Annotated in this window: 17 protein-coding genes; 10 read left to right on the top strand and 7 right to left on the bottom strand. The window is 67.1% G+C overall.

Annotated elements, in window-relative coordinates; genetic code table 11:
• Positions 1 to 6 precede the first annotated feature (6 nt).
• From ACAM26_RS14140 to ACAM26_RS14150, 3 genes are all read right to left on the bottom strand, one after another.
• Positions 7 to 789 carry a hypothetical protein gene (locus tag ACAM26_RS14140; protein WP_223806104.1) on the bottom strand — a complete coding sequence of 261 codons (783 nt, stop codon included), beginning with the start codon at positions 787 to 789 and terminating at the stop codon, positions 7 to 9.
• A gap of 305 nt (positions 790 to 1,094) precedes the next feature.
• Positions 1,095 to 1,457, bottom strand: coding sequence for a high-potential iron-sulfur protein (locus tag ACAM26_RS14145; protein WP_062273554.1), 363 nt, complete (start codon positions 1,455 to 1,457; stop codon positions 1,095 to 1,097).
• Positions 1,458 to 1,584: 127 nt separating this feature from the next.
• On the bottom strand, positions 1,585 to 1,986 hold the full coding sequence (locus ACAM26_RS14150; RefSeq protein ID WP_369613930.1) for a C40 family peptidase: 402 nt from the start codon (positions 1,984 to 1,986) through the stop codon (positions 1,585 to 1,587).
• Between the two features lie 391 nt (positions 1,987 to 2,377).
• Between ACAM26_RS14150 and trxB the strand changes: the two genes are divergently transcribed.
• From trxB to infA, 5 genes are all read left to right on the top strand, one after another.
• Entirely contained in the window at positions 2,378 to 3,349 is a 972-nt protein-coding gene (trxB, locus tag ACAM26_RS14155; RefSeq protein WP_123142734.1) for a thioredoxin-disulfide reductase, read from the top strand.
• Positions 3,350 to 3,411: 62 nt separating this feature from the next.
• Positions 3,412 to 4,590, top strand: coding sequence for a GNAT family N-acetyltransferase (locus ACAM26_RS14160; RefSeq protein ID WP_123141273.1), 1,179 nt, complete (start codon positions 3,412 to 3,414; stop codon positions 4,588 to 4,590).
• A 7-nt stretch (positions 4,591 to 4,597) separates the two neighbouring features.
• Positions 4,598 to 5,299, top strand: a complete 702-nt coding sequence (gene aat / locus ACAM26_RS14165; protein ID WP_123141274.1) for a leucyl/phenylalanyl-tRNA--protein transferase — start codon at positions 4,598 to 4,600, stop codon at positions 5,297 to 5,299.
• Positions 5,296 to 6,057, top strand: coding sequence for an arginyltransferase (locus tag ACAM26_RS14170; RefSeq protein ID WP_369613931.1), 762 nt, complete (start codon positions 5,296 to 5,298; stop codon positions 6,055 to 6,057). Before aat ends, ACAM26_RS14170 begins: the two co-directional genes overlap by 4 nt.
• 120 nt (positions 6,058 to 6,177) lie before the next feature.
• Entirely contained in the window at positions 6,178 to 6,396 is a 219-nt protein-coding gene (gene infA, locus ACAM26_RS14175) for a translation initiation factor IF-1 (RefSeq protein ID WP_005223622.1), read from the top strand.
• Positions 6,397 to 6,609: 213 nt separating this feature from the next.
• On the opposite strand, the gene clpA is transcribed toward infA, so the two are convergent.
• Both clpA and clpS read right to left on the bottom strand, forming a co-directional pair.
• Positions 6,610 to 8,871 (bottom strand): ATP-dependent Clp protease ATP-binding subunit ClpA, encoded by a 2,262-nt coding sequence (clpA, locus tag ACAM26_RS14180; RefSeq protein ID WP_123142720.1) that lies wholly within the window; start codon positions 8,869 to 8,871, stop codon positions 6,610 to 6,612.
• A gap of 73 nt (positions 8,872 to 8,944) precedes the next feature.
• The gene (gene clpS, locus ACAM26_RS14185) at positions 8,945 to 9,268 is read right to left on the bottom strand and encodes an ATP-dependent Clp protease adapter ClpS (RefSeq protein WP_123141277.1); all 324 of its coding nucleotides are present in this window, start codon (positions 9,266 to 9,268) and stop codon (positions 8,945 to 8,947) included.
• A gap of 246 nt (positions 9,269 to 9,514) precedes the next feature.
• Between clpS and ACAM26_RS14190 the strand changes: the two genes are divergently transcribed.
• Complete coding sequence (locus ACAM26_RS14190; protein WP_005223619.1) at positions 9,515 to 9,721, top strand: cold-shock protein; 207 nt, start codon at positions 9,515 to 9,517, stop codon at positions 9,719 to 9,721.
• 91 nt (positions 9,722 to 9,812) lie between these two features.
• On the opposite strand, the gene icd is transcribed toward ACAM26_RS14190, so the two are convergent.
• A complete protein-coding gene (icd, locus tag ACAM26_RS14195; RefSeq protein ID WP_369613932.1) occupies positions 9,813 to 11,066 on the bottom strand; it encodes an NADP-dependent isocitrate dehydrogenase in 1,254 nt (417 codons plus the stop codon).
• 162 nt (positions 11,067 to 11,228) lie between these two features.
• Between icd and mnmA the strand changes: the two genes are divergently transcribed.
• From mnmA to purB, 4 genes are all read left to right on the top strand, one after another.
• Positions 11,229 to 12,347, top strand: coding sequence for a tRNA 2-thiouridine(34) synthase MnmA (mnmA, locus tag ACAM26_RS14200; RefSeq protein WP_369613933.1), 1,119 nt, complete (start codon positions 11,229 to 11,231; stop codon positions 12,345 to 12,347).
• 23 nt (positions 12,348 to 12,370) lie between these two features.
• Entirely contained in the window at positions 12,371 to 12,997 is a 627-nt protein-coding gene (hflD, locus tag ACAM26_RS14205) for a high frequency lysogenization protein HflD (protein WP_123141280.1), read from the top strand.
• Positions 12,998 to 13,155: 158 nt separating this feature from the next.
• The gene (gene acnA / locus ACAM26_RS14210) at positions 13,156 to 15,819 is read left to right on the top strand and encodes an aconitate hydratase AcnA (RefSeq protein WP_123142722.1); all 2,664 of its coding nucleotides are present in this window, start codon (positions 13,156 to 13,158) and stop codon (positions 15,817 to 15,819) included.
• A 318-nt stretch (positions 15,820 to 16,137) separates the two neighbouring features.
• Positions 16,138 to 17,502, top strand: a complete 1,365-nt coding sequence (purB, locus tag ACAM26_RS14215; RefSeq protein WP_123141302.1) for an adenylosuccinate lyase — start codon at positions 16,138 to 16,140, stop codon at positions 17,500 to 17,502.
• 289 nt (positions 17,503 to 17,791) lie between these two features.
• Here the strand turns inward: purB and ACAM26_RS14220 are convergent, their stop codons facing one another.
• Entirely contained in the window at positions 17,792 to 18,358 is a 567-nt protein-coding gene (locus ACAM26_RS14220) for an OmpA family protein (RefSeq protein ID WP_123141282.1), read from the bottom strand.
• Positions 18,359 to 18,469 lie beyond the last annotated feature (111 nt).

Consider the following 18,469-nt stretch of genomic DNA (forward strand, 5'->3'; position numbering starts at 1 on the left):
GCGCGCTCAGAACTCGTGGACCCAGGGAAAACGGAAGAGTTCGAGCAGCATCCCCGCCAGCGCGCCGCCGAGTACGGCGCCCACCACCGCCTGGGCGAGATCCTGGTGCAGCGCCAGACTCGCCTGCATCCACCAACCCTGCTCGACGGCGATCAGCGGCCCGCTGATCAGCCAGACACTACCGGCCGCGACCCCGGCGAGCAGCGCCATCACCAGTGCCTCGATGAGCTGACAGGGGCGTGACTCGAGCAGCAACCGGCGCGACAGACAGACCCAGCCGCGCACCGTCGAGACATAGAGCACACCGTTGACGCTGACCAGAAACAGCAACACCGCGAACACCGCAAAACCACCAGGCTGCAGTGAATCGGCAAGGGCCACCGCGGTACCCACCAGCGCGCCGGTCATGAGACCGGCCAGGGTCTTGCCCGGCACATGGCGCGAACAGCGCGCGCGGAAGGGCACCAGCGCCCCGACCACCGCGGCCAGCACGGCGGCGAGCAGCGCCGACTCGATGAAGCCGAGCGTGCCGTTGAGCGCGATCAAGGCCCCGACCCCGACCACGCCGCCGATGGCCGTGGCCATCAGCGAGATCTCGCGCGCACCGTAGAGCACCGCGCCGATCGCGCCGGCCAGGGCCGCGGCCGGCACATAGGCCCAATGCGACCAGCCGTGCACGCGCAGCAACTCGACCAGCCCGATGAACAGCGGGGCATGGATCAGCCCGATCAGACACCAGACGATGGTGCGCAGAAACAGCAGTCGCCAGCGCACCCCATGACGACTCACCGCGGGCTCGAGGCGGTCGTGGACGCGAACATCGCAATAATGGGAGGAGAAGACTTGGGGGCGGGATAGAGACATGACCGGGTTACCGCTGTTGCTGCCTGGAGTGGATCGGGCAAGAGGCAGGAACCCGATCGCGAGCGTGCTTCCGTCAGAGAATACGGTCGCCGTCTCTGGATTAAAGCAGGGATGTCAGCGCGCCCACGTGAACCGGGACCCAGATGTCGCCGACGAGTGGCGGTCCTGAAACGACAAACGGGGCCATGCGGCCCCGTCAGTGCACCCCCGGAGGGGAACGTCAACCCGGATCAGCCTGCGCGCAGGGTCCAGGAAGCGCACCAGCCGTTGAGGTTGATCAGCTTGCCGGGGAACAGGCTGCAGCCGCGCCACTCGTCAGCACCCTGGTCGGGCAGCATGAACTGGCAGTTCTCGCAGTGCTGCTCCTCGGGCGGCAGACCCGGGCGAGCGGCGGCAACGCGCTCGGACTGAGCCGCATCACGGTGATACTTCAGCGCAACCGCGGTGGGATCGCTCTCGGTCACAGCGTTTGCAGGAACCTCGGCACGCGCGGTACCGAAGCCAACGAGGTTGATCACCGGGACTGCGGCAGCGGTACCCAGCATCACTTTGACGGCGTCACGACGGCTCTTGCAAATTGGCTTATCGGACATGGGATCAACTCCTTCAAAAAGGCACACTTGGTGATCTCGACACCCCCGGAAAACCCGGAGGCCGCCGATCATTGTGCAACATGAGTCCCTAAAAGGCGAGTGCAAGAGACCGCCGAGACGGACCGGCTCAGTCGAGATAGGTGCCGGCGCCGAGGTAGCGCGCCCGCCAATAGGGCGCGTCGAGCCGGGCCAGACGGACCTCGCGGCGCGAGGTCGAGGCGTGCACGAAGCGTTCGTCATCGACCATCAGGCCGACATGGTGCACCCCCGGCCCGGTGCGGAAGAACACCAGATCGCCGGCGCGCGCGCGCGCCTTGGCGAGCGGGCGGGCGCGGGCGAGCTGCGCCACCGAGACACGCGGGATGTCGATCCCCGCGACATGATGGGCGTAATAGGTCAGGCCGCTGCAGTCGACCCCGGTCCGCGGATCCTCGCCACCGTAACGATAAGGCGTCCCGAGCTGGGCGAGCCCGGCCTCGACCACCTGCTGGCGCGCCCCTCCCGTGGTCGCACAGCCAGCGAGCGACACGAACGCCACGAGGGCCCCGGCGAACACACCGGCAGAGATCGCTTTATTTCTCATAGTCGATTGCAACAATCGCTTCTAAGATGCTGTATGACATACATCTAGAAAAGCCGGACATGCTTGTCAAGCTGGCCGGCGCGTAGCGCTCGACACGCCGCCCCGAAGGCACCGGGGCGCTCCTCGACAGCACCTCGCCGACAACCCGCGAGGCGCCGCGCAGCGCCCCCGATCACGCCCCCTGCCAGCACGCTGCTTTACGCGCCCCAAACCAGCCCTTACAGTCTACGGCGACTCATCACCGGCCTGGGGCCAGCCCCGGCCGCCACTGTTTTCGCGCCCGTTGTCGCACACCCCGCAGACACGGCGACCCATCCCCTTTGGAGTGACCATCGACATGAGCGACACCAAGCACTGCCGGCTGCTGATCCTGGGCTCCGGCCCCGCCGGCTATACCGCAGCGGTCTATGCCGCGCGCGCCAACCTCGACCCGGTGCTGGTCACCGGCCTCGAGCAGGGCGGCCAGCTGATGACCACCACCGAGGTCGACAACTGGGCCGGCGACCCGGACGGCGTCCAGGGCCCCGAACTGATGGAGCGGATGCGCCGCCATGCCGAACGCTTCGAGACCGAGATCATCTTCGACCACATCCACTCCGCCGACCTCGGCAACCGCCCCTTCACCCTCGAGGGCGACTCGGCGACCTACACCTGCGATGCCCTGATCATCGCCACCGGCGCCAGCGCCATGTACCTCGGCCTGCCCTCGGAGCAGTCCTTCCGCGGTCGCGGGGTCTCGGCCTGCGCCACCTGCGACGGCTTCTTCTACCGCAACCAGGAGGTCGCGGTGATCGGCGGTGGCAACACCGCCGTCGAGGAGGCGCTGTATCTGTCCAACATCGCCGCCAAGGTCACCCTGATCCATCGCCGCGACAGCCTGCGCGCGGAGAAGATCCTCCAGCGCCAGCTGTTCGAGAAGGCCGAGCACGGCAACATCGAGATCCTCTGGGACCATACCCTCGACGAGGTGCTCGGCGACGCCAGCGGGGTGACCGGCATCCGCGTCAAGAGCACCAAGGACGCGCGCACCCGCGAACTCGCCCTCACCGGGGTGTTCGTCGCCATTGGTCACAAGCCCAACACCGAGCTGTTCACCGGGCAGCTGGAGATGGACAACGGCTATATCCGCGTCGCCAGCGGGCTGCAGGGCAACGCCACCGCCGCCTCGGTACCCGGGGTGTTCGCCGCCGGCGACGTCATGGACCAGATCTACCGTCAGGCGATCACCTCCGCCGGCACCGGCTGCATGGCCGCGCTCGACGCCGAGAAGTATCTCGACGCCCTGGCCCTGGAGCAGGCCCAGTCCTGACCCCGGGACGGTGACCGCGCAACCGGCTTGCGCCGTCACCACCCGCCCCAACCTGAGGGGACATGCACGATGCATCTCCCCCCTTGCTCAGACTCACCACCCACGGCGCGATCGACGAGATCCCCGCCACGGACTGGAATCGACTGGTCGGCGACGACGCCCCCTTCCTCGACCACCGCTTCCTCGCCGCCCTGGAGCGACACGGCTGCGTCGGCGAAACGTTCGGCTGGATCCCGCTGCACCTGGCGCTGCGCGACGCCGACGGCGTGCTGCGCGCCGCCGCGCCCTGCTACCTCAAGACCAACGGCTATGGCGAGTTCGTCTTCGACTGGGCCTGGGCCGAGGCGCACCACCGTCGCGGACTCCACTATTACCCCAAGCTGGTGATCGCCGCCCCCTACACCCCGGCGGTCGCACCGCGCATCCTCAGCGCCGACGACGCCGAGCGCCCACGCCACGCCCGAGCGCTGATCGAGGGCGCGCGACACCTCGCCGAACGGCTCGGGGTCTCATCGATGCACTGGCTGTTCCACACCGAGCAGGAGGGCGAGGCGCTCGCGAGCCAGGGGTTGCTGCCACGACTCGGCTGTCAGTTCCACTGGCGCCGTGGCGACGAGCGCGACTTCGACGGCCTGCTCGCACGGTTCACCTCGGCCAAGCGCAAGCAGGTGCGACGCGAGCGCCGACGCGTGGCCGAGGCCGGTCTGCGCATCGCACGACTGCGCGGCGACCAGCTCAACGCCGCCGAGTGGGCCAGTCTCCACCGGCTCTACTGCGACACCTTCGAACGGCGCGGCGGCGTCCCCACCCTGTCGCTGGCGTTCTTCACCGCGCTCGGCGAGACCATGGGTGAGTCGCTGCTGGTGGTATTCTGTTATCAGGGAGCGCGGATCGTCGCCGCAGCCTTCAACCTGGTCGGCGCCCGAACCCTCTACGGCCGCCACTGGGGATGCAGCGACGCCTTCCACAGTCTCCACTTCGAGGCCTGCTACTATCAGGGCCTGGAGCACTGCATCGCCACCGGGCTGGACCACTTCCAGCCCGGCGCCCAGGGCGAGCACAAGGTCAGCCGCGGCTTCCTGCCGACACCGACCTGGTCCTCGCACTGGATCGCCGACCCCGAGTTGCGCGCGGCGATCGCCCGTGCGCTCGAGCGCGAGACCCTGGGAATGCGCGAGTATCTGCGCCGGATGCAGGACCACAGCCCGTACCGCAGGCCGTCACCGTCACCCTCGGACTAGCCCGGACATGCTCACCCTGCTCGATCCGCAAGACCGCATCCACTTCCCCGACGTCTCGCAGGCGATGCGCGAGCCCAACGGATTGCTCGCCGTCGGCGGCGACCTCAGCACCACGCGGCTGCGCCAGGCCTATCGTCACGGCATCTTCCCCTGGTACAGCGAGGGCGATCCCATCCTGTGGTGGTCGCCCGACCCGCGCAGCGTGCTCATACCCGAGCAGGTGCACGTCTCGCGCAGCCTCGCCAAGCGGCTGCGGCGCGCCGATCATCGGGTCACCTTCGATCGCGACTTCGCCGCGGTCATCCGCGCCTGCGCCGCGCCACGCGCCGACGAGGCCGGCACCTGGCTGGTCCCGGAGATGATCGATGCCTACGAGCGACTGCACGCCCAGGGCCTCGCCCACTCGGTCGAGGTGTGGCGCGACGATGAGCTGATCGGCGGGCTCTACGGGGTGGCGGTGGGCAAGGCGTTCTTCGGCGAGTCCATGTTCAGCCGCGCCAGCGACGGCTCCAAGATCGCCCTGGTACAGCTGTGCCGACGCCTCGCCGAGTGGGGCTTCGGGCTGATCGACTGCCAGATGCACACCCATCATCTCCAGCGGATGGGCGCGGAGGAGATCCCCCGGCGTGACTTCATCGCTCGGCTCGAGCGGTTCTGCGCCCTGCCCGGCCATGATCACAGCTGGGACGACGAGGCGCACAACCGATGAACCAGGACGACATCACCCGGCCGGGACGCCATCTGGCGCTCTATCTCACCGGCGAGCACGACTGCTCCTATCTCGAGGACACGCGCGCGCGCACCCTGTTCGTCGACCCCAACGCCCGGATCGATACCGCCACCTATCAGCTGCTGATCGACCTTGGCTTTCGCCGCAGCGGCAGCCACATCTATCGACCGGCCTGCCGTGGCTGTACCCGCTGCGTGCCGGTCCGCATCCCGGTCGCGGACTTTCTCCCCAACCGCTCGCAACGACGCAACTGGCAGCGTAACGCCCCACGCATCACACTGCGCGAGCGCCCCGCCAGTTTCGAGCCGGCGCACTATGCGCTCTATCGCGACTATCTGCTGAGACGTCATGGCGACGGGCCCATGGCCGACGATGCCAGCGAGGAGAGTTATCGGCGCTTCCTCGTCGACCCCTGGGGCGGCCCCTGTCTGTTCATCGAGTTCTGGCTCGATGAGGAGAGACTGCTCGGGGTCGCGGTGACCGACCGCCTCGAGCAGGGGCTCTCGGCGGTCTACACCTTCTACGATCCGGCGCTCGCCGTACTCGGCCCCGGCACCTTCGCGATCCTCGCCCAGATCGAGCTGGCACGGCGGCTCGGACTGCCCTATCTCTATCTCGGTTACTGGGTCGAGGGCTGCGAGAAGATGACCTACAAGGCGCGCTTTCGCCCGCTCGAGGCCTGGGATGGGCGCGCCTGGAGACAGCTCGCGCGCGGCGCCGTACTACGCCAACCATGAGGCCGGCCTCGCCTGTGCGCGGGAAGGTAACACAGGATCGATGCATCGACGGTGATCGACACAATGGATATGGTATAATCCGGCGGCTTTAAAAACGGAGCTGTCTTCAGTAATTCGACTATGGCAAAAGACGACGTCATTCAAATGGAAGGCACGGTCACCGAGACCCTGCCCAATACCGTGTTTCGGGTCGAGCTCGAGAACGGCCACACCGTGACCGCCCATATCTCCGGCAAGATGCGCAAGCACTACATCCGCATCCTCACCGGCGACAAGGTCACCGTCGAGCTGACCCCTTACGACCTCACCAAGGGCCGCATCGTCTACCGCGCCCGCTGATCACGCCTGCCCGTCGGGCATGCGCGCGCCGGCTCTCGCCGAGCGCCCGGACTCATCGCGCAACCGCGCGAACCGTCACACGCGACCTCGCCGCTCGCCATCGGGCCGAGTCGGCACGGCGGGGCTGCGCGTCGCGGTTGGTCATCGCCGAGACTGACGGCGCCGCCACGGCGAGGGACCTGCTCGCCGCCACGTCACCCCATCGACCAGCACCTATAGCTCACGCCACTCGCCGTTGATCTCGAAGGCGAGCGCGTCGTCGCGCACCCCCACCCGCACCTGACCGCCATTGGCAAGCGTGCCGAACAGCAGCTCGCTGGCGAGCGGCTTCTTGATGTGGTTCTGGATCACCCGCGCCATCGGGCGTGCACCCATCTGCGGATCGTAGCCCTTGGCACCGAGCCAGGCACGGGCGTCCTGATCCACGCTGAGCGCCACCTTCTTCTCCTCGAGCTGCTGCTCGAGTTCGAAGATGAACTTGTCGACCACGTTGGCGACGGTCGATTCGGCCAGCGGCGAGAACTGCACCACGGCGTCGAGACGGTTGCGGAACTCCGGCGAGAAATAGCGCTTGAGCGCCTCCAGCCCGTCGCTCGAGTGATCCTGCTCGGTGAAGCCGATCGAGCGCCGCGCCGTCTCCTCGGCGCCGGCGTTGGTGGTCATCACCAGCACCACGTTACGGAAGTCGGCCTTGCGCCCGTTGTTGTCGGTGAGGCTGCCGTGGTCCATCACCTGCAACAGCAGGTTGAAGACATCGGGGTGGGCCTTCTCGATCTCGTCGAGCAACAGCACCGCGTGCGGATGCTTGTTGACCTCCTCGGTGAGCAGCCCGCCCTGATCGAAGCCGACATAGCCCGGCGGCGCGCCGATCAGCCGCGAGACGGTGTGACGCTCCATGTACTCGGACATATCGAAGCGGATCAGCTCCATGCCGAGGATGCGTGCGAGCTGACGGGTGACCTCGGTCTTGCCGACGCCGGTCGGACCGGTGAACAGGAAGGAGCCGATCGGGCGCTCGAGACTGCCGAGCCCGGAGCGGTTCATGCGGATCGAGGAGGTCAGCACCTCGATGGCCGGATCCTGGCCATAGACCACCATCTTGAGATCGCGATCGAGGTTCTTCAGCGCCTCGGCGTCGGAGGCCGAGACCCGCTTCGGCGGGATGCGCGCGATCTTGGCGACGATCGCCTCGACGTCGGCAACGTCGATACGCTTGCGCCGCTTGGCGCCACTCTTGAGCTGGACGTTGGCCCCGGCCTCGTCGATGACGTCGATCGCCTTGTCGGGCAGATGACGATCGTTGATATGACGGTTGGCCAATTCGGCCGCGGCGCGCAGCGCGGTACTGGTGTAGGTCACCTGGTGGTGCTGCTCGAAGCGCGACTTCAGCCCCTTGAGGATCTCCACCGTCTCCTCGACACTCGGCTCGGGCACGTCGATCTTCTGGAAGCGGCGCGCCAGCGCGCGGTCCTTCTCGAAGATGCCACGATACTCCTGATAGGTGGTCGAGCCGATGCAGCGCAGATCGCCCGAGGCGAGCACCGGCTTGATCAGGTTGGAGGCGTCCATCACCCCGCCCGAGGCCGAGCCGGCGCCGATGATGGTGTGGATCTCGTCGATGAAGAGGATCGCGTGCGGCTGACGCTTGAGCTGGGCGAGCACCGACTTGAGTCGCTTCTCGAAGTCGCCGCGATACTTGGTGCCGGCCACCAGGCCGCCGAGATCGAGGGAGTAGATCACCGCCGACTCCAGCACCTCGGGCACGTCACCATCGACGATCTTCTTCGCCAGCCCCTCGGCGATGGCGGTCTTGCCGACGCCGGCCTCGCCGACGAACAGCGGGTTGTTCTTGCGCCGCCGGCAAAGGATCTGCACCGTGCGCTCGACCTCGGCGGCGCGACCGATCAGCGGATCGATCCGCCCCTGACGCGCCAGCTCGTTGAGGTTGGTCGCAAAGCTCTCGAGCGGGCTGGCGTTCTCCTTGTCCTCGGCGCGCGACTCGTCGACCTCGCCCGGCACCTCGTCCTCCTGGGTCTCGCCGGGGACCTTGGAGATACCGTGGGAGATGAAGTTGACGACATCGAGGCGGGTGATGTCCTGCTGGTTGAGCAGATAGACCGCCTGCGAGTCCTGCTCGCTGAACAGCGCCACCAGCACGTTGGCCCCGGTGACCTCCTTCTTGCCCGCCGACTGGACGTGGAACACCGCGCGCTGCAACACCCGCTGGAAGCCGAGCGTCGGCTGGGTGTCGCGATCCTCGTGCTCGGGGATCAGCGGCGTGGTCTCGTCGATGAACGACGAGATCTCGCGACGCAACCGCTCGGCATCCGCGCCACAGGCCCTGAGCACGCGCGCGGCGGTGGGATTGTCGAGCAACGACAGCAGCATGTGCTCGACGGTCATGTATTCATGATGCTTCTCGCGCGCCTCCTTGAAGGCCCGGTTCAGCGAAAATTCGAGTTCTTTGCTCAGCATCGACCTGTTCCAAGCAGGGGGTTGAGAAAACCGTGGTGGTTGAGTGCCGCCATGCGCGCGCGCGGCGCCGATTTCAAGCCTCTTCCATGGTGCACATCAGCGGATGCTGGTTGGTACGGGCGTAGTCATTGACCTGGGCGACCTTGGTCTCGGCGATATCCTTGGTGTAGACGCCGCAGACCCCGACCCCACGCGTATGCACCTGGAGCATAACTTGGGTCGCCTTCTCGCGATTCATACCGAAGAAGCCCTCGAGCACCTCGACCACGAAGTCCATCGGGGTGTAGTCGTCGTTGAGCAGCAGGACCTTGAACTGTGGGGGACGGCGCAACTGCGGGCGGGCCTCCTGCAACGTCAGCCCGGACTCGCCGTCCTCGCTCGGAATATCGTCACTCATGATTGCGGATTCTAGACAAAGGATTGAGGGGGCGTCAGGCCGGCCAACGCACTGCACATGCGCGCCCCGAGGGGACCGATCAACGGCGGCGCGGAACCGCGCGACGCCCTGTTTGACCAACGAAAACAGTTCACTATACTAGCGAACTAGGGTGCCAGGGAGCCGATTCAAGGCAATGGCGCCTGACAACAAAAAGCGATGATCGACCACCAAGGCAAGACCCGCAAACCCTGGAGGACTGCGCCAATGATCACCGGAGTCGTTAAATGGTTCAATAACGCAAAGGGCTACGGGTTCGTGCAACCCGATGGGCGAGACGAAGACGTCTTTGTCCACTTCTCGGCGATCGACATGGAGGGCTACAAGACGCTCAGGGAGGGACAGAAGGTGCAATTCGAGTTGAACCAGGGGCCGAAGGGCCTGCACGCGGCCAAGGTGCATCGTCTCAGCTGACACCTGATCACGGTCCGGAGCCGCCGTGCCCCGGACCATCATGCCGAGGGGCGCGATCCGTCAGGGTCGCGCCCCTCGCACGTTTCACGCCTTACATGCGCTCGATCACGGCCTGGCCAAAGCCCGAGCAGCTGAGCTTGGTGGCGCCTTCCATCAGTCGGTCCAGGTCATAGGTGACCTGCTTGGCCTCGATCGCGCCCTCGACACCCTTGATGATCAGGTCGGCGGCCTCGGTCCAGCCGAGGTGGCGCAGCATCATCTCGGCCGAGAGGATCAGCGAGCTGGGGTTGACCTGGTCCTTGCCGGCGTACTTCGGCGCGGTACCGTGGGTCGCCTCGAACATCGCCACCGAGTCCGAGAGGTTGGCACCCGGCGCCATGCCGATACCACCGACCTGCGCGGCCAGTGCATCGGAGATGTAGTCGCCGTTGAGGTTGAGGGTGGCGATCACCGAGTACTCCTTCGGACGCAGCAGGATCTGCTGCAGGAAGGCGTCGGCGATGACGTCCTTGATCACGATCTCGCGACCGGTCTTGGGGTTCTTGAAGCTGCACCAGGGACCGCCGTCGAGCTCGGTGGCACCGAACTCGGCCTTGGCCAGGGCATAGCCCCAGTCCTTGAAGGCACCCTCGGTGAACTTCATGATGTTGCCCTTGTGCACCAGGGTCACCGACGGACGATCGTTGTCGATCGCGTACTGGATGGCCTGACGCACCAGACGCTCGGTGCCCTCCTTCGAGACCGGCTTGATGCCGATGCCGGAGGTCTCGGGGAAGCGGATCTTGGTCACCCCCATCTGCTCGCGCAGGAAGCCGACCAGACGCTCGGCCTCGGCGCTGCCCTGCTGCCATTCGATGCCGGCATAGATGTCCTCCGAGTTCTCGCGGAAGATCACCATATCGGTGTCCTCGGGCTTCTTCAGCGGGCTCGGGGTGCCGTTGAAGTAGCGCACCGGGCGCAGGCAGACATAGAGATCGAGCTGCTGGCGCAGGGCGACGTTGAGCGAGCGGATACCGCCGCCGACCGGCGTGGTGAGCGGCCCCTTGATCGAGACCACGAACTCCTTGACCGCCGCCAGGGTCTCCTCCGGCAGCCACACGTCCTCGCCATAGGTGCGGGTCGACTTCTCGCCGGCGTAGATCTCCATCCACTCGATCTTGCGCGCGCCGCCGTAGGCCTTCTCGACGGCAGCGTCCACCACCGAGCGCATCACCGGGGTGACGTCGACACCGATGCCGTCACCCTCGATGAAGGGGATGATGGGACGGTCGGGCACATTGAGCGACAGATCGGCGTTGACCTGAATCTTCTCGCCGTTGGGGACAGAAATCTTGTCGTAGGCCATGAGCAGTTTTCTCTATCGGGTGATCAAAAAGGAATATGCTACCATCCTCGTTTACTCGTTGCGCAGACCCGATGCCACATCGGCAGCGCGTCCCGCCGTCGCCCAGGCCGACGGGACGTGTCCGACGCACGCCCCATCCGTCCTCTTACCCCTGATAGCGCCATGAACGTCCGCGCCGCCCGATCTCGCCCAGAACGCATCATCATCGGCCTCTCCGGCGGTGTCGACTCGGCCGTCGCCGCCCACCGTCTGCTCGAACAGGGCCATCAGGTCGAGGCGCTGTTCATGAAGAACTGGGAAGAGGACGACGACCCGCACGGCGGCTATTGCGCCGCCGCCGAGGACCTGGCCGATGCGCGCGCCGTCGCCGAACGGCTCGGCATCCGCCTGCACACCGTCAACTTCGCCACCGAGTACTGGGATCGGGTGTTCGAGCACTTCCTCGCCGAGTACCGCGCGCTGCGCACCCCCAATCCCGACATCCTGTGTAACCGCGAGATCAAGTTCGCCGCCTTCCTCGAACACGCCCTGGACCTCGGCGCCGAGGCCATCGCCACCGGCCACTATGCCCGGGTCGAGCACGGCGCGAGCGGCCATCGACTCTGTCTGTGCGCCGACGCCAACAAGGACCAGACCTACTTCCTCCATCTGCTCGACCAGCACCAACTCGCCCACACACGCTTCCCGCTGCACGATCTCAGCAAGCCCGAGGTGCGCGCCATCGCCCGCCGGCTCGGCCTGGCCAACGCAGCGAAGAAGGACAGCACCGGGATCTGCTTCATCGGCGAGCGGCGCTTCGGCGAGTTCCTCGCGCGCTATGTCGATCGCACCCCGGGGCCGATCGAGACCCCCGAGGGGCAGGTGCTCGGCGAGCATCACGGACTGGCCTACTACACCATCGGCCAGCGTCAGGGGCTCGGTATCGGCGGCATCGCCGGGGGCGACGAGGCCCCCTGGTTCGTCGCCGCCAAGGACCAGGAGCACAACCGCCTGATCGTCGTCCAGGGCAAGCACCATCCGCTGCTGATGGCCGGATCGCTGCACGCTCAGCCACCACACTGGATCGCCGGGGAGCTCCCCGCCGCCGCCCCTTTCGACTGTCTGGCGCGACTGCGTCACCGTCAGCCGCTGCAGCGCTGCACCGTCGAGACCCTCGGCCCCGAGGGCTGCCGGGTGCGCTTCGCCGAACCGCAGCGCGCGGTGACCCCGGGCCAGTCGATCGTCTTCTATCAGGGCGAGGCCTGTCTCGGCGGCGCCGTGGTCGAGCACGCCGCGCCCTGAGCCGCACCGGAGAATCCAGCCCCATGCCTTACGACAACCTCGACCGGCTCATCGCCTTCGCCGGACTCCACCAGGCCGCCGCCTGCGTCACCCGCATCGCCCACCGCGGCAGCGCCGATGTGGAGATGATGGAGCCGTGCATCTACAGCCTGCTCCAGGTCGATGCCGAGAGCACCGCCGCGGTCTTCGGCGCGCCCGGCGCGCTCGCGCCCGGCGCGCGCCAGGTGATCGCCCAGCTCACCGGACAACCCGAGCGCAACCTCGAGCTGACCCGCTACGTGGTGACCCTGATCCGACTCGAGCGTGCGCTCGCGCGCGAACCCGGACGACTCGCCCGACTCGGCGAGGGCATCGAGGCGGCGCGCGACAAGCTCGAACACTTCCCGCTGCTGCACCCGGCGATCCTCGGTCACTTCGCCGACCTCTACAGCGAGACCATCAGCACCCTGACCCCGCGGGTCATGGTCCAGGGCAACGAGCTGCACCTCGGCAACCCCGACAACCAGAGCCGGGTACGCGCGCTGCTGCTCGCCGGCATCCGCGCCGCCATGCTGTGGCGCCAGGTCGGCGGCTCGCGCTGGCACCTGCTGCTGCGCAACCGCCAGATCCTCGACGACGCGCGCACCTATCTCGACCGTCACGAAGACTGAACCGCCTTCATCCGACGGGGCCTGAACACGCCCCGCCAACACCCGCCCGGAGGGATCCGCCGCGCCCCGTCAGCGCACGGTGTATGGCGCGCCGCCCTCCTGGACGCTAGAATTTCGCGTTTGCGCGAAATGACGATAGCCACATCCGGAGCCATTGCATGACCAACAGCTTCAACGCCAAGTCCACCCTGAGTGTTGCCGGCAAGGACTACGAGATCTACCGTCTCGACGCCGTCCCCGGCAGCGAGCGCCTGCCCTACTCGATCAAGATCCTGCTCGAGAACCTGCTGCGCAATGAGGATGGGGTCACCGTCAACCGCGAGGACATCGAGTTCTTCTCCAACTGGGACGCCAAGGCCGAGCCCTCCAAGGAGATCCAGTACCGTCCGGCGCGCGTGCTGATGCAGGACTTCACCGGTGTGCCCGCGGTGGTCGACCTGGCGGCGATGCGCGACGCCATGGCCAAGCTCGGCGGCGACCCGAGCAAGATCACCCCGCAGCAGCCCGCCGAGCTGGTCATCGATCACTCGGTGCAGGTCGATCACTTCGGCTCCGACGACGCCTTCGCGCTCAACGCCGAGCTCGAGTTCCAGCGCAACCGCGAGCGCTACCAGTTCCTCAAGTGGGGCCAGAACGCGCTCGACGGCTTCAAGGTGGTGCCGCCCGACACCGGCATCGTCCACCAGGTCAACGTCGAGTACCTCTCGCGCCTGATCTTCGCCAAGGATGCCGGCAGCGCCACCCAGGCCTACTTCGACACCTGTGTCGGCACCGACTCGCACACCACCATGGTCAACGGCATCGGCGTGCTCGGCTGGGGCGTCGGCGGCATCGAGGCCGAGGCCTCGATGCTCGGCCAGCCGATCTCGATGCTCGTGCCCAAGGTCGTCGGCTTCAAGCTCACCGGCAAGCTGCGCGAGGGCGTCACCGCCACCGATCTGGTGCTGACCATCGTCGAGCGGCTGCGCCAGCACGGCGTGGTCGGCAAGTTCGTCGAGTTCTACGGCCCGGCGATCAGCGTGCTGCCGATGGGCGAGCGCAACACCATCGCCAACATGGGTCCCGAGTACGGCGCCACCTGCGGTCTCTTCCCGATCGACCAGATCACCCTCGACTACCTGCGCCTGACCGGTCGCAGCGAGGAGCAGATCGCCCTGGTCGAGGCCTACTGCAAGGCGCAGGGCGTGTGGCACACCGCCGAGGCCGCCGAGGCCGACTATTCCGAGACCCTCGAGCTGGATCTCGGCGACGTCGTGCCCTCGCTCGCCGGCCCCAAGCGCCCGCAGGACCGCGTCGCCCTCGACACCATCACCGAGCACTTCCCCAAGGCCCTCTCGGCCCTCAAGGAGGAGCGCGGCATCCCCACCAAGGGTCCGGCCAAGGTCGAGCTCGACGGCAAGCAGTTCGAACTCTCCGACGGCTCCATCGTGGTCGCCGCCATCACCTCCTGCACCAACACCTCGAACCCGAGCGTGCTGATCGCCGCCGGTCTGGTCGCCAAGAAGGCCGCCGCGCTCGGTCTCGAGCGCGCCCCCTGGGTCAAGACCGCCTTCGGTCCCGGCTCGATGGCGGTCACCCGCTATCTCGACCGCGCCGGGCTCACCGAGCCGCTCAAGGCGCTCGGCTTCCACAACGTCGGCTATGGCTGCACCGTCTGCATCGGCAACACCGGCCCGCTGCCGGCGCCGATCTCCAAGGCGATCGCCGACAACGACCTGTGCGCCGTCTCGATCCTCTCGGGCAACCGTAACTTCGAGGGCCGGGTGCACGCCGAGGTGCGCATGAACTACCTCGCCAGCCCGCCGCTGGTGGTCGCCTACGCCATCGCCGGACGCATCGACATCGACCCGTTCAACGATCCGCTGGCCACCGACGCCAAGGGCAACCCGGTCTATCTCAAGGACATCTGGCCGAGCGAGGCCGAGGTCAGCGGCGCGATCCGCGACTTCGTCACCGCCGAGGAGTTCACCGCCGCCTACGCCGACGTGTTCTCCGGCGACGCCCGCTGGCAGGGTCTCGAGGCGCCGCAGACCGACACCTACGACTGGCCCGAGTCGACCTACATCAAGAACCCGCCCTACTTCGCGGGCATGTCGCTCGACGTCGCCCCGGTCGGTGACATCACCGGCGCGCGCTGTCTGGCGCTGCTCGGCAACTCCATCACCACCGACCACATCTCCCCGGCCGGCGCCATCAAGCCCGACTCCCCGGCAGGCAAGTACCTGATCGAGAAGGGCGTCGATCCCAAGGACTTCAACAGCCTGGGCTCGCGGCGCGGCAACCACGAGGTGATGATGCGCGGCACCTTCGCCAACATCCGCCTGCGCAACCTGATGGCCCCCGGCACCGAGGGCGGCGTCACCCTGCACCAGCCGAGCGGCGAGCAGATGTCGATCTTCGACGCCGCGATGCGCTATCAGGAGGAAGGCACCCCGGCGATCGTGGTCGCGGGCAAGGAGTATGGCTCGGGTTCCTCGCGTGACTGGGCGGCCAAGGGTCCCCGTCTGCTCGGGGTGCGCGCGGTGATCGCCGAGAGCTACGAGCGCATCCACCGCTCCAACCTCGTCGGCATGGGCATCCTGCCGCTGGAGTTCATCAACGGCGACAGCGCCGAGTCGCTCGGCCTCACCGGCACCGAGACCTTCGACATCCAGGGCCTCAACAACGGCGAGGCCAAGCAGGTCGAGGTCACCGCCACCGCCGCCGACGGCAGCGTCAAGCGCTTCACCGCCAAGGTGCGGATCGACACCCCCAACGAGGTCGATTACTATCGCAACGGCGGCATCCTGCACTACGTGCTGCGCAAGCTGGCCGCAGGCTGAGGCCGACCCCACGGGCGCCGCGCGCGGCGCCCCGGCACGATCGCCCGAGTCCCCCGTCCGGGGCTCGGGCGATCTGCGTTGTGTGCAGGCGAAATTCGCCGCGCGCCCTGAGCGCTGCGCTGACGAGCGCGCCATAATGGACACAGCACCGCGCCACGACGAGGCGCCGCCAGCGCCGCGCGCGGGCCGCAACCCGTCAGCCGCGCATCACGGATGAGGACGTCGCCACTGACGACGTCGCCCCCACCCAACAACCCGTCCGTCGCTGCGCAGAGCCAGCCGGACACCGAACATCACCACCCGGAGTCACTCATGCCGATGGAGCTATCCTCACTCACCGCCATCTCCCCCGTCGACGGCCGCTATGGCAACAAGACCACCGCGCTGCGGGAGATCTTCAGCGAGTATGGGTTGATCCGCCATCGCGTGCAGGTCGAGGTGCGCTGGCTGCAGGCACTGGCCGCGCACCCCCAGATCCCCGAGATCCCCGCCTTCTCGGACGCGGCCAATCAGCACCTCGATGCCATCGTCGCCGATTTCGGCCTCGCCGAGGCCGAGCGCATCAAGACCATCGAGCGCACCACCAACCACGACGTCAAGGCCGTCGAGTACTTCCTCAAGGAGCGCACCGCCGAGCTGCCCGAGCTCGCCGCCGTGGGTGAGTTCATCCACTTCGCCTGCACCTCCGAGGACATCAACAACCTCTCCCACGGGCTGATGCTCGCGCGCGGGCGCGCGCAACTGCTCGACGAGATGGACCAGGTCATCGGCGCGATCCAGGAGCTCGCCCAGCGCTACGCCGAGCAGCCGATGCTCTCGCGCACCCACGGCCAGCCGGCCTCGCCCACCACCCTGGGCAAGGAGATGGCCAATGTCGCACGGCGACTGCAGGGGCAGCGTGCACGCTGCGCCGAGGTCGCCCTGCTCGGCAAGATCAATGGCGCCGTCGGCAACTACAACGCCCACCGTGTCGCCTACCCCGAGGTCGACTGGCCGGGCTTCGCCCAGGGCTTCGTCGAGTCGCTGGGCCTGACCTGGAACCCCTACACCATCCAGATCGAGCCGCACGACTACATGGCCGAGCTGTTCGACGCGGTGGTGCGCTTCGACAACGTGCTGATCGACTTCTGCCGTGACGTCTGGGGCTACATCTCGGTCGGCTACTTCAAGCAGCGCACCGTCGCCGGCGAGGTCGGCTCCTCGACCATGCCGCACAAGGTCAACCCGATCGACTTCGAGAACGCCGAGGGCAACCTCGGCATCGCCAATGCCATCCTCGAGCACCTCGCCGGCAAGCTGCCGATCTCGCGCTGGCAGCGTGACCTCACCGACTCGACCGTACTGCGCAACCTCGGCGTCGGCTTCGCCCACGTCACCATTGCGCTGCAGTCGGCGCTCAAGGGCATCGGCAAGCTCGAGGCCAACCCCGAGCGCATGGCCGCTGACCTCGACGACAACTGGGAGGTACTCGCCGAACCGATCCAGACGGTGATGCGTCGCTATGGCGTCGACAAGCCCTACGAGAAGCTCAAGGCGCTGACCCGCGGTCACCGCATCGGCCCCGAGGCGCTGGCCGAGTTCGTCGACGGGCTGGAGATCCCCGAGGCGGCCAAGGCCGAGCTCAAGGCGCTGACCCCGGCGAGCTATCTCGGCGACGCCGTCCGGCTGGCACGCGAGAGCTGAACCCGGGATCACCGTGGTCGCCTGGCGCGACCACGGTGGGCTCGGGCAGCGAAAAAAATAGGCCGGTCACGCGGGGAGCGTGACCGGCCTTCCATCAAGCCCCTGTCGGGGGGGAGTGGGGCTCAACTGGACCCTTGCGTCGCCCGGCAAGACCGGACGAACGACTGAAAACGGTGGAGTTCGGAGTGCGCGGCGGGTCGCCACACACGCCGACCGACCGTGAGGCCGTATCGGCGTGTCGGCTTGGAGCGGCGGGCGCCGATCCCTGGCGCGCGGTGAGGGCGCTGAATCAGCCCTCGACCTCGGAGCGAATGGTCACGCGACGCTGCTTGACCGAGTAGACGTCGAACTCGGGCAGCATATCGCGCTCGCCACGGCTCTCGACGGAAACGATATCGCTCGCCGGGATGCCCTTGGAGACCATGTAGTCACGCACCGCATTGGCGCGGTTCAGCCCCAGGGTATCGTTGTAGGCTTCCGAACCCTTGGCGTCGGTGTGACCGACCAGGGTGAGCTGCTCGCGCGACTGGGTGGCGTTGACGTCGGCGATGTAGTCGTCGAGACGCGCCAGCTCGGTATCGTTGACCACGTTCTCGATACGGTACTTGTCGAACTCGAAGTTCAGACGCACCACGAACTCGGCCGGCACCGGCTTGACGCAGGGCTCGAGGTCGTTCGGACCCTGGGTGCTCTGCCAGCACTCGCCGTAACCGGTGACCCAAGCGGTCCCGGTCGGCTTGGCCGACCAGAAGTGGTCCATCATGTCGGCGGCATTGGCCGCCAGCGGGGCGCCCAAGACCAAGGCCAGGGAGGCAGCGGCGGCCGCGGCGCGGGAGGACTGTTTGAATTTGCGCATCTTCACGGTTTCCTGTTTCAGGTGGGTGAGTGGTCCGATCGGCGACAGGTTAACAAGCTGTAGCACATGTCAGCAAAAAGCAACAACGTGGTGCGTTGATCTCACCAGATG

This window comes from Marichromatium sp. PS1, from assembly GCF_041155115.1.
GTDB lineage: Bacteria > Pseudomonadota > Gammaproteobacteria > Chromatiales > Chromatiaceae > Marichromatium > Marichromatium gracile.

Excerpts from the sequence above, each read along its gene's own strand:
- infA (WP_005223622.1), top strand. The coding sequence starts at position 6,178 with ATGGCAAAAGACGACGTCATTCAAATGGAAGGCACGGTCACCGAGACC.
- acnA (WP_123142722.1), top strand. The coding sequence starts at position 13,156 with ATGACCAACAGCTTCAACGCCAAGTCCACCCTGAGTGTTGCCGGCAAG.
- trxB (WP_123142734.1), top strand. The coding sequence starts at position 2,378 with ATGAGCGACACCAAGCACTGCCGGCTGCTGATCCTGGGCTCCGGCCCC.
- ACAM26_RS14220 (WP_123141282.1), bottom strand. The coding sequence starts at position 18,358 with ATGCGCAAATTCAAACAGTCCTCCCGCGCCGCGGCCGCCGCTGCCTCC.
- aat (WP_123141274.1), top strand. The coding sequence starts at position 4,598 with ATGCTCACCCTGCTCGATCCGCAAGACCGCATCCACTTCCCCGACGTC.
- clpA (WP_123142720.1), bottom strand. The coding sequence starts at position 8,871 with ATGCTGAGCAAAGAACTCGAATTTTCGCTGAACCGGGCCTTCAAGGAG.
- clpS (WP_123141277.1), bottom strand. The coding sequence starts at position 9,268 with ATGAGTGACGATATTCCGAGCGAGGACGGCGAGTCCGGGCTGACGTTG.
- icd (WP_369613932.1), bottom strand. The coding sequence starts at position 11,066 with ATGGCCTACGACAAGATTTCTGTCCCCAACGGCGAGAAGATTCAGGTC.
- ACAM26_RS14190 (WP_005223619.1), top strand. The coding sequence starts at position 9,515 with ATGATCACCGGAGTCGTTAAATGGTTCAATAACGCAAAGGGCTACGGG.
- mnmA (WP_369613933.1), top strand. The coding sequence starts at position 11,229 with ATGAACGTCCGCGCCGCCCGATCTCGCCCAGAACGCATCATCATCGGC.
- ACAM26_RS14160 (WP_123141273.1), top strand. The coding sequence starts at position 3,412 with ATGCACGATGCATCTCCCCCCTTGCTCAGACTCACCACCCACGGCGCG.
- ACAM26_RS14145 (WP_062273554.1), bottom strand. The coding sequence starts at position 1,457 with ATGTCCGATAAGCCAATTTGCAAGAGCCGTCGTGACGCCGTCAAAGTG.
- hflD (WP_123141280.1), top strand. The coding sequence starts at position 12,371 with ATGCCTTACGACAACCTCGACCGGCTCATCGCCTTCGCCGGACTCCAC.
- purB (WP_123141302.1), top strand. The coding sequence starts at position 16,138 with ATGGAGCTATCCTCACTCACCGCCATCTCCCCCGTCGACGGCCGCTAT.
- ACAM26_RS14170 (WP_369613931.1), top strand. The coding sequence starts at position 5,296 with ATGAACCAGGACGACATCACCCGGCCGGGACGCCATCTGGCGCTCTAT.